The 8,940-nt window shown below is 72.3% G+C and carries 9 protein-coding genes and 1 pseudogene; 5 read left to right on the top strand and 5 right to left on the bottom strand.

Annotated elements, in window-relative coordinates:
- Positions 1-178, bottom strand: a pseudogene (locus CCN39_RS51960) (XRE family transcriptional regulator); the annotation flags it as partial.
- Positions 179-230: 52 nt separating this feature from the next.
- Positions 231-1,448 (bottom strand): CynX/NimT family MFS transporter, encoded by a 1,218-nt coding sequence (locus CCN39_RS28810; protein ID WP_086847204.1) that lies wholly within the window; start codon positions 1,446-1,448, stop codon positions 231-233.
- A 47-nt stretch (positions 1,449-1,495) separates the two neighbouring features.
- Between CCN39_RS28810 and CCN39_RS28805 the strand changes: the two genes are divergently transcribed.
- The 5 genes from CCN39_RS28805 (at position 1,496) to CCN39_RS28785 (ending at position 5,443) form a co-directional block, all read left to right on the top strand.
- Entirely contained in the window at positions 1,496-2,179 is a 684-nt protein-coding gene (locus CCN39_RS28805) for a FadR/GntR family transcriptional regulator (RefSeq protein ID WP_086847202.1), read from the top strand.
- Positions 2,180-2,260: 81 nt separating this feature from the next.
- Entirely contained in the window at positions 2,261-2,749 is a 489-nt protein-coding gene (locus CCN39_RS28800) for a hypothetical protein (RefSeq protein ID WP_086847200.1), read from the top strand.
- Between the two features lie 55 nt (positions 2,750-2,804).
- Complete coding sequence (locus tag CCN39_RS28795; protein ID WP_086847198.1) at positions 2,805-3,647, top strand: DUF4097 family beta strand repeat-containing protein; 843 nt, start codon at positions 2,805-2,807, stop codon at positions 3,645-3,647.
- A 27-nt stretch (positions 3,648-3,674) separates the two neighbouring features.
- Positions 3,675-4,640 (top strand): ATP-binding cassette domain-containing protein, encoded by a 966-nt coding sequence (locus tag CCN39_RS28790; protein WP_086847196.1) that lies wholly within the window; start codon positions 3,675-3,677, stop codon positions 4,638-4,640.
- Positions 4,640-5,443, top strand: coding sequence for an ABC transporter permease (locus CCN39_RS28785; protein WP_167455206.1), 804 nt, complete (start codon positions 4,640-4,642; stop codon positions 5,441-5,443). Before CCN39_RS28790 ends, CCN39_RS28785 begins: the two co-directional genes overlap by 1 nt.
- A 4-nt stretch (positions 5,444-5,447) precedes the next feature.
- On the opposite strand, the gene map is transcribed toward CCN39_RS28785, so the two are convergent.
- From map to CCN39_RS28770, 3 genes are all read right to left on the bottom strand, one after another.
- Entirely contained in the window at positions 5,448-6,305 is an 858-nt protein-coding gene (gene map, locus CCN39_RS28780; RefSeq protein ID WP_086847192.1) for a type I methionyl aminopeptidase, read from the bottom strand.
- A 23-nt stretch (positions 6,306-6,328) separates the two neighbouring features.
- On the bottom strand, positions 6,329-8,119 hold the full coding sequence (locus CCN39_RS28775) for a penicillin-binding transpeptidase domain-containing protein (protein ID WP_208630419.1): 1,791 nt from the start codon (positions 8,117-8,119) through the stop codon (positions 6,329-6,331).
- Positions 8,120-8,180: 61 nt separating this feature from the next.
- Positions 8,181-8,940: GNAT family N-acetyltransferase (locus tag CCN39_RS28770; protein ID WP_086847186.1), on the bottom strand; the 760-nt coding region annotated here is incomplete at its 5' end.

Below are 8,940 nucleotides of genomic sequence, written 5' to 3'. Positions count from 1 at the left end.
GGCTGCGGCCGGACTGCCAGTAGCTCAGCGTCGCCGTCGTGACCGAGACACCGCGGGTGCGCAGGTGCTCGCGAAGCCGGTCGAGGCTCAGCCCGCGGGCGCGGATGGCCGCGCGCAGGGCCGCGTCGAACGGGCCCTCGCGCAGCAACGTCCCGAGGTCCGGGGACGGCACGGCCACCCGGTGAGCTTAAGCCGCCGCGACCCCGGCGAAGCGCGTTAACAGTTAAGAATCAGACGAACCGGTGACGGCCGGCGAGAGCGCCGAAGGCCAGCTGGACGCCGAGCACACCGAGCAGCATGGCCAGCGGCACGGTCCAGCCGCCCGCGAGGTCGTGCAGCAGGCCGAACAGGAACGGCCCGAGCGCGGCGAACAGGTAGCCGAAACCCTGCGCCATCCCGGACAGCCGGGCGGTGTCCGCGCCGGTACGGGCGCGCAGCGCGATTACGGTCAAGGCCAGGGAGAACGTGCTCATGCCGAGCCCGACGAGGATGCTCCAGAGCAGCGGCGACCACGACGGCGCGAGCATCAGCCCGATGGTCCCGGCGACCCCGAACCCGCCCAGCCCGACGATCCACGGGCTCTGCCCGCGCTGCCGGGCCGCCATCGGCGCGACGACGAGGCTGATCGGCACGGCGATCAGCGAAACCAGGCCGAACAGCAGCCCGGCGTCGTCGCGCGGCACGCCCGCGTCCATCAGCACCTGCGGGAACCAGCCCATCGCCGCGTAGGCGTAGAACGCCTGCAGGCCGAAGAAGCCGGTGACGATCCAGGCCAGCCGGTTGCGCAGCAGCGACCGGCCCCCCTCGGCGCCTTCGGCGGGCCGCGGTGTCCGGCCGGTGCCGCGGGCTGCGAAGATCCAGGCCAGCAGCGCGACGACGGCGAGCACCGCCCAGCCGCCCAGCGCCGGGCGCCAGCCGCCGAGCGTGTCGCCCAGCCGCGGGGTCACCGCCGACCCGAGGGCACCTCCGCCCTGCAACGCGGCGGTGTAGACGCCGGTCAGGACGCCGATGCGAGCCGGGAAGGAGTCCTTGATGACGACCGGGATGAGCACGTTGATCAGGGCGATCCCGGCGGTGGCGACGAGCGTCCCGCCGAGCACCACGGCCGGCCCGTCGAGCACGCGCAGCACGAGCCCGGCGGCGAGGGCGGCCAGCGCGATGGCGATGGCGGCCCCGATCCCGGCCCGGCGCGCGAGCAGCGGCGCGGCCAGCCCGGCGCCGGCGAAGCAGAGCGTCGGCAACGTCGTGAGCACGCCGGCCCAGACGGCGGAAGTGCCCAGGTCCAGGCGCATTTCGGCGAGCATCGGCCCGACGCCGGTGATGGCCGGGCGCAGGTTGAGCGCGGTGAGCACCACCGCGACCGCGAGCAGCGCTCCGGCGGCGACCACGCCCGGCGTCCGGACTTCGGCGGCGCCGTCCAGTTCGGGTTCACGGTGTTCGACGGGCATGGCGCTACTATCGCATACGTAGGATGATTGGATGAAGGGATAATCCTGTGCCTCTGGCCACCACGCGCCGAGCAGGCCTCGTCGACCAGGTCATCGAGCAGCTGCGGACCGCGGTCACGCAGGGCGAATGGCCGATCGGCGAACGCATCCCGACCGAGGCCGAGCTCGTCGAGCAGCTCGGCGTCGGACGCAACACCGTCCGCGAAGCCGTGCGCGCGCTCGCGCACACCGGGCTGCTGGAGGTCCGGCAGGGCGACGGCACCTACGTGCGCGCCACCAGCGAGGTGTCCGGCGCGATCCGCCGGCTCTGCGGCTCGGAACTGCGGGAAGTCCTGCAGGTCCGGCGCACGTTGGAGGTCGAAGGCGCCCGGCTCGCGGCCATCGGGCGCACCGAAGACGAGGTCGCGGAGCTGCGCGCCCTGCTCGCCCGCCGCGAGACCGATCTGCGGGCGGGCCGCTGGCAGGACTTCGCCCGCACGGACGCCGAGTTCCACTGCGCCGTGGTCGCCGCCGGGCACAACCGGCTGCTGACCGAGCTCTACCGCGGGCTGACCGAGGTCATCGCGGCCAGCATCGCGACGACCTCCAGGATCACGCCGGGCGTGGACCACGCGCCGGAGATCGGCCACGAAGGCCTCGCGCAGGCCATCGCCGACCGGGATCCGGACCGCGCGGCCGCCGAGGCCTGCGGGTTCCTCGACGAGCTCCTGGAGCGCATCGAGAACGCCTGACCTGCGGTTTCACTCAGCGACGACCCCTAAGGGTGCCATTTCAGGGTTGTCGTGGCACCACCGTGGTGCCATATTTGTGCCATGGACCTGACGCCCTTCGTGGACAGCCTCCGCCGCGAGTTCGCGGTCGCCGCCGAGGCGGCCGGCGAGGACGCTGTCGCCCTGGCCGAGCGGCTGGCCTCCCCGCTGGAGTCCGCCATCCGGCTCACCTTGCTCGACGCGCTGTCGGCCGCGGCCGACGAGATCACCCGCGACCTCGCCCCCGGCTCCGTCGAAGTACGCCTTCGCCGCCGCGAAGCGGAGTTCGCGGTTTCCGTGCCCGCGGAACCCGAACCGGCTCCGGCGGAGGCCCCGCCGCCGCCCGAGGCCGACGACGGCGCCGTCTCCCGGATCAACCTGCGGCTCCCCGACCAGCTGAAGCAGCGGGTCGAGGAGGCCGCGAGCCGCGACCGGCTCTCCATCAACGCCTGGCTCGTCCGGGCCGCGAACAACGCGCTCGGCGCGGACGCGAGCCGGACCACGCACCGCCGGTCCGTCTACGGCGAGAAGTACACCGGCTGGGTCCGCTGACCCGCCTGCTCTGACCAGCCAAAACACTCTCACCGCACCCCAGGAGGGCGCAGCCATGCCAGTTTTCGCCACCCCCGAGCCGATCACGGCCACGCTCGACGTCAGCATGGCCGACGTCCGGATCGTCGCCGGCGACCGCACCGAAACCACCGTCGAGGTCCAGCCGGCCGACCCCGGCGACACCGAGGACGTCAAGGCCGCCGCCAAGACCCGCGTCGAGTTCGCCGACGGCGAGCTGCTGGTCAAGGGCCCGAAGTACACCACCAAACTGTGGGGCAAGGGCGGCGCGCTGCACGTCACGGTCGAGCTGCCGGCCGGCTCACGCCTCAAGGCGACGTCCGCGATGGGCGACTTCCACGTCACCGGCCGCCTCGGCGACAGCCGGGTCAAGACGTCCGTGGGCAACATCCACCTCGACGAGACCTCGCGGCTCGAAGCGAACACCGCGACCGGTGACGTCTTCGTCGACCGGGCCACCGGGCACGCCGAGGTCGGCACCGGCTCCGGCGAGCTGCGGATCCGCGAGATCGACGGCACCGCGGTGCTGAAGAACTCCAACGGCGAGACCCGGGTCGGCGAGGTGACCGGCGACCTGCGCGTCAGCACGGCCAACGGCGACATCCTGGTCGACGTCGCCCACGCCGGCGTCAACGCCAAGACCGCCGCCGGCGACATCCGGCTCGGCGAGGTCGTCCGCGACCGGGTCGTCCTCGAGACGGCCGTCGGCGAGATCGAGGTCGGCATCCGCGAAGGCAGTGCCGCGTGGCTCGAGCTGAACTCGCTGACCGGCTCCGTGCGCAACACGCTCACGCCGTCCGACGGGCCGGGCGGCACCACCGAGACCGTCGAGGTCAAGGCCCACACCTACACCGGCGACATCGTCATCCGACGCGCCTGAAGACTCCGCAACGACAAGGGGAAATCGATGCCAGACGCCATCGTGGCCGAAGGACTGGTCAAGAAGTACGGAAAGGTCACCGCGCTAGACGGGATGTCGCTGCGAGTGCCCGAGGGCACGGTGCTGGGAGTGCTCGGGCCGAACGGCGCGGGCAAGACCACCACCGTCCAGATCCTCACGACGCTGCAGAAGCCGGACGCGGGCCGCGCGACGGTCGCCGGGTTCGACGTCGTCAAGGACGCGCACGAGCTGCGCTCGCACATCGGCGCTTCGGGGCAGTACGCCGCCGTCGACCAGGAACTGACCGGGGCCGAAAACCTCGAGATGGTCGGGCGGCTGTACCACCTGGGCACCAAGCGGGCCAAGGCCCGCGGCCGGGAGCTGCTCGCCCGGTTCAGCCTGGAGGACGCCGCCGACCGGCCGGTGAAGGGCTACTCCGGCGGCATGCGGCGCCGGCTCGACCTGGCCGGCGCGCTCGTGGCCAACCCGCCGGTGCTGTTCCTCGACGAGCCCACGACCGGGCTCGACCCGCGGGCCCGCACCGAGCTGTGGGACGTCATCACCGAGCTGGTCGCCGGCGGCACCACGCTGCTGCTGACCACGCAGTACCTCGAAGAGGCCGACCGGCTGGCCGACAGCATCGCCGTCATCGACCACGGGCGCGTGATCGCCCGCGGCACGGCCGACGAGCTCAAGGACCTCGTCGGCGGCGAGCGGATCGAGCTGACCGTCGGCACGCACGACGACGTCCTCGTGGCCCGGCGGGCGCTGGCCCGGCTGGCCAGCGGCGAGCCGCAGGCCGAGGCGTTCCGGCTCACCGTGCCCGTGACCCACGGCGCGAAAGCGCTTACCGAAGCTCTCGCGCTGCTCGCCGCGGAAGGCGTCGACGTCCGCGACGTCGGCGTCCGCCGCCCCACCCTCGACGACGTCTTCCTCACCCTCACCGGCCGCGAAACGGCCGAGCCCGCCGAACTCGCGAAGGAGGCCGTGTGATGAACGCGGTGCAGATGGCCGTCACCGACGGCGTGACCGTCGCCAAGCGCAACTCGATCAAGATCGTCCGGTCGCTGGACCTGCTCGGGTCCATCGTGTTCATGCCGGTGATGTTCGTGCTGCTCTTCGGCTACGTGTTCGGCAGCGTGATCGACATCCCCGGCATGTCGTACCGCGAGTTCATGCTGCCGGGGATCTTCGTCCTCGCGGTGGCGATGGGCAGCATCGTCACCGGCTACGGGCTGACCGACGACCTGCAGAAGGGCATCATCGACCGCTTCCGCTCGCTGCCGATGTCCCCGGCCGCGGTGCTGATCGGCCGCACCACGGCGGACCTCATCCTGAACGTGACGAGCCTGCTGATCATGGGCCTCGTCGGCCTGCTGGTCGGCTGGCGCATCCACACCAGCGTGTTCGAGGCGCTGGGCGGGGTGCTCCTGCTGCTCGCCTTCGCCTACGCGCTGTCGTGGGTGATGGGCACCCTGGGCCTGGCCGTGCGCAAGCCCGAGGTGTTCAACAACGTCTCCAGCGTGGCGATCTTCCCGCTGACGTTCCTGGCCAACACGTTCGTCGACAGCGGCCGCCTGCCCACACCGCTGCGGGTGATCGCGGACTGGAACCCGGTCTCGGCGATCACGCAGGCGTCACGGGAGCTGTTCGGCAACACGAGCCCGGCCATGCCGGTGCACGACGCCTGGCCGATGCAGCACGCCGTGCTCGCCTCGGCGCTGTGGATCGCGCTCCTGCTGGTGATCTTCGTGCCGCTTTCGGTGCGCTGCTACAAGAAGGCGACCAGCCACTGACGACTCAGGGCAGCGTGAGGATCTCGCTGCCGTCGGCCGTCACCACGAGGGTGTGCTCGAACTGGGCCGTCCACTTCTTGTCCTTCGTGGTGACGGTCCAGTCGTCGGACCAGATGTCGTAGTCGATGGTGCCCAGCGTGATCATCGGCTCGATCGTGAAGGTCATGCCCTCCTCGATGATCGTGTCGACGGAGGGCTCTTCGTAGTGCAGAACCGTCGGCGGCGTGTGGAACGCGGGGCCGACGCCGTGGCCGGTGAAGTCGCGGACCACGCCGTAGCCGAAGCGCTTGGCGTAGGACTCGATCACCCGGCCGATGACGTTGAGCTGGCGGCCCGGCCGGACCGCCTTGATCGCCCGCAGCGTCGCCTCGCGGGTGCGCTCCACCAGCAGGCGGGCCTCCTCGGAGACCTCGCCGGCCAGGAAGGTCGCGTTCGTGTCGCCGTGGACGCCGCCGATGTAGGCCGTCACGTCGATGTTGCAGATGTCGCCGTCCTCGATCACCGTCGAGTCCGGGATGCCGTGGCAGATCACCTCGTTGAGCGAGGTGCAGCACGACTTCGGGAAGCGGCGGTAGCCCAGCGTCGAGGGGTAGGCGTGGTGGTCGAGCAGGAACTCGTGCACCACCTTGTCGATGTCGTCCGTGGTGGCGCCCGGCTTGACGGCCTTGCCGCCCTCCTCCAGCGCCTGGGCCGCGATGCGGCTAGCGACCCGCATCGCTTCGATCACCTCGGGCGTGCGCACGCCGTTGCCGGTGTCCCGCTTCGGCGCCGGCTTGTCCACGTACTCGGGACGGGCGATGGAACTGGGGACGTCACGACGCGGCGTCTGGACGCCGGGAACGAGCGGGGCACGAACGGACATGCCTCCACCTTACGACGGCCCGCTCAGCCGATCCCCGCCAGGAACCGGTGTGCGGCCTGCACCGCCGGTTTGGACGACCCGGCGTCGGTGAGGAGCACGGCGAACGCCAGGTCGCCGCGGTAACCGACGAACCAGCCGTGCGAGCGGGAGCCGTCCCCGAACTGGGCGGTACCGGTCTTGCCCGCGACGTCGGGGATGTCCCGCAGCCCGGTCGCGGTGCCGTTGGTGACGACCTCCCGCATCATCCCGCGCAGCGCGTCGAGGACCTCCTGCGCCGGCGGGTCGCCGACGTTCTTCGTCTCCGCGGGCAGGCCCCTGACGATCGACGGTGACGGCACCTTCCCGGCCTGCACGGTGGCCGCGACCAGCGCCATGCCGAACGGGCTGGTCAGGACCGTGCCCTGGCCGAAGCCGTTTTCCGCCCGCTGGACGGCGCGGTCGCTGGCCGGGACGTCCCCGGTGACCGTGGTCAGGCCCGGCACCACGAAGTCGGCGCCGAGGCCGAAGGACCGGGCGGTGTCGGTGAGCGCCGACCGGTCGAGGCCGGCGGCGAGCCGGGCGAAGGTCGTGTTGCAGGACCGCGCGAACGCCGTCTTCAGCGGCACCCGGCCCAGGTCGAACCGGCCTTCGTTCGGCACGACGCGGTTGTCGATCGTCGTCGTCCCCGGGCAGTCGACCGGGCTGCCCGCCTCGACCTCCCCCGCCGACAGCGCGGCCGCCGCCGTGACGATCTTGAACGTCGACCCCGGCGGGTAGCGCCCGGACAGGGCCAGCGAGCCTTCCTCGTCGGCGGCGTCGTTCTGCGCCACGGCCAGGATGTCCCCGCTCGAGGGCTGGATCGCGACCAGCGCGGCGGAGTACGGCTCGGTTTCGAGGGCCTTCTCGGCGGCGGCCTGGAGCTTCGCGCTCAGCGTGCTGGTGACGGCGGGCGCGGGCCGCGGTGGCTCGGCCTGCAGCTCGGCGGCCTCGCCGCCGGTGACGTCGCGGGTGACGATCCGCCAGCCCGCCGCCCCGGCCAGCTGCTGCTCGACCAGCGCGCGGATGCCCGGCAGGACCTGCTGCCCGGACCCGCGGGTCACCGGCAGCAGCCGCTCCTGGCTGGCGAAGCGGACGCCGGGCAGGTCGTAGATCGCCGGCTTGACCCGCTGGTAGTCGCCGGCGCGCAGGGTGATCACCGGGTAGGCGTCACCGGGTTTGGTCTTGTTCATCCCGTCCAGCACGGACCGGCCGGTGACCGACGGCTCGTACCGGTGCAGCGCCTTGGCGAGCGTCCCGGCGACGGCATTCGCGTCGCCGGCCTTCTGCGGGTCGACGACCACGCCGATCACGGTCTGCGGGCGCATCAGCGCCACGCCGTCGCGGTCGAGGACCGGCGCCGTCTCGGGCAGCTGCGGCAGCATGCCGAGGGTCTGGCCGACGGCGAGCTGGGGGTGCACGACCGTCGGCTGCCAGTGCACCTGCCAGCCGCTCTCGGCCGCCCGCAGCTGGGCGTCGGCGCGGTAGGACCAGGTCCGGCCGTGCGGGAGGTGCCAGGTGAGCCGGTAGCCGGCGGTCACGACGTCGCCGTCCGGCTGTTTCACCTCTTCGTCCTCGACGTCGAGGGCCTCGGGGTCGAGCACCCCGCGGACCTGGCTCAGCACGGTCTTCGCGGCATCGGGTGAGTCGGTGTTCGCGGCCGCCGCGGCGACGTCCCCGGACGCGAAGGCGTCCAGGAAGGCGGAGAGGGCGTCCTCGGGGCTGTCGCCCGAGCACCCGGCCGTGGTCGCGGCGACGAGCAGCAGCACCGCGAGAGCACGGTTTCGACGTGCACTCATGGCGGGATGATGCCTGGTCAGAGCGTTGCGGCGGCTTTGCAACACCGCCACGGAAGAGTGGTTAGAACAGCACCGTCGCGTACTGGCCGACCTGCTGGAAGCCGATCTTGCGGTAGGCCGCGAGGGCGGGGGTGTTGAAGGCGTTGACGTAGAGACTGGCGGTGCGGCCGAGGCCGCGGACGAGCCGGTTCACGACGGCGGCGGTGCCGGCGGTGCCGAGCCCGTCGCCGCGGCGGTCGGGGTGGACCCAGACGCCCTGGATCTGCCCGACGGTGGCCGACATGGCGCCGATCTCGGCCTTGAAGACGACCTCGCCGTCCTCGAAGCGGGCGAACGCGCGGCCGGCCCCGATCAGCTCGGTGACCCGGGCGCGGTAGCTGGCCCCGCCGTCGCCGCTGCGCGGGTCGACGCCGACCTCCTCGATGAACATCGAGACGGCCGCGGGCAGGTACCGCTCGAGTTCGTCCGGCCGGACGGGCCGCACCAGCGGATCGGCGGCGACGAGCGGGGTGGCGTCGAGGGCCATCAGCGGCTGGTCGTCGCGGACCTCGCGGGCCGGGCCCCACTCGCCTTCGAGCTCGTCCCAGAGGCCGAGGACCTGTTCGGCCGGGCCGACGAGCGAGGAGCAGGTGCGTTGCCTTCTCAGTGCGCGGTCGGCGAAGGAGCGCAACGCGGGGGCGTTGCCGCGGAGGGGGATGAGGTTGGGCCCGGAGAAGCACAGCCCTTGGAGCCGCCCGGCCCGGACCGGACGGCTGTCGGCGGCCCAGAGCTCGCCACCGAGCCGCCACGGGTCGAGGCCCGCGGCCTCGACCCGGGCGGCT

It is taken from the genome of Amycolatopsis kentuckyensis (genome assembly GCF_002155975.1).
Taxonomy (GTDB): Bacteria; Actinomycetota; Actinomycetes; order Mycobacteriales; family Pseudonocardiaceae; genus Amycolatopsis; species Amycolatopsis kentuckyensis.
The sequence above is the reverse complement of the archived record's forward strand: the minus strand, read 5'-3'. Positions and strand labels throughout refer to the sequence as shown.

Coding starts and splice junctions, on each gene's coding strand:
- CCN39_RS28795 (WP_086847198.1), top strand. CDS start 2,805: ATGCCAGTTTTCGCCACCCCCGAGCCGATCACGGCCACGCTCGACGTC.
- CCN39_RS28785 (WP_167455206.1), top strand. CDS start 4,640: ATGAACGCGGTGCAGATGGCCGTCACCGACGGCGTGACCGTCGCCAAG.
- map (WP_086847192.1), bottom strand. CDS start 6,305: ATGTCCGTTCGTGCCCCGCTCGTTCCCGGCGTCCAGACGCCGCGTCGT.
- CCN39_RS28790 (WP_086847196.1), top strand. CDS start 3,675: ATGCCAGACGCCATCGTGGCCGAAGGACTGGTCAAGAAGTACGGAAAG.
- CCN39_RS28775 (WP_208630419.1), bottom strand. CDS start 8,119: ATGAGTGCACGTCGAAACCGTGCTCTCGCGGTGCTGCTGCTCGTCGCC.
- CCN39_RS28810 (WP_086847204.1), bottom strand. CDS start 1,448: ATGCCCGTCGAACACCGTGAACCCGAACTGGACGGCGCCGCCGAAGTC.
- CCN39_RS28800 (WP_086847200.1), top strand. CDS start 2,261: ATGGACCTGACGCCCTTCGTGGACAGCCTCCGCCGCGAGTTCGCGGTC.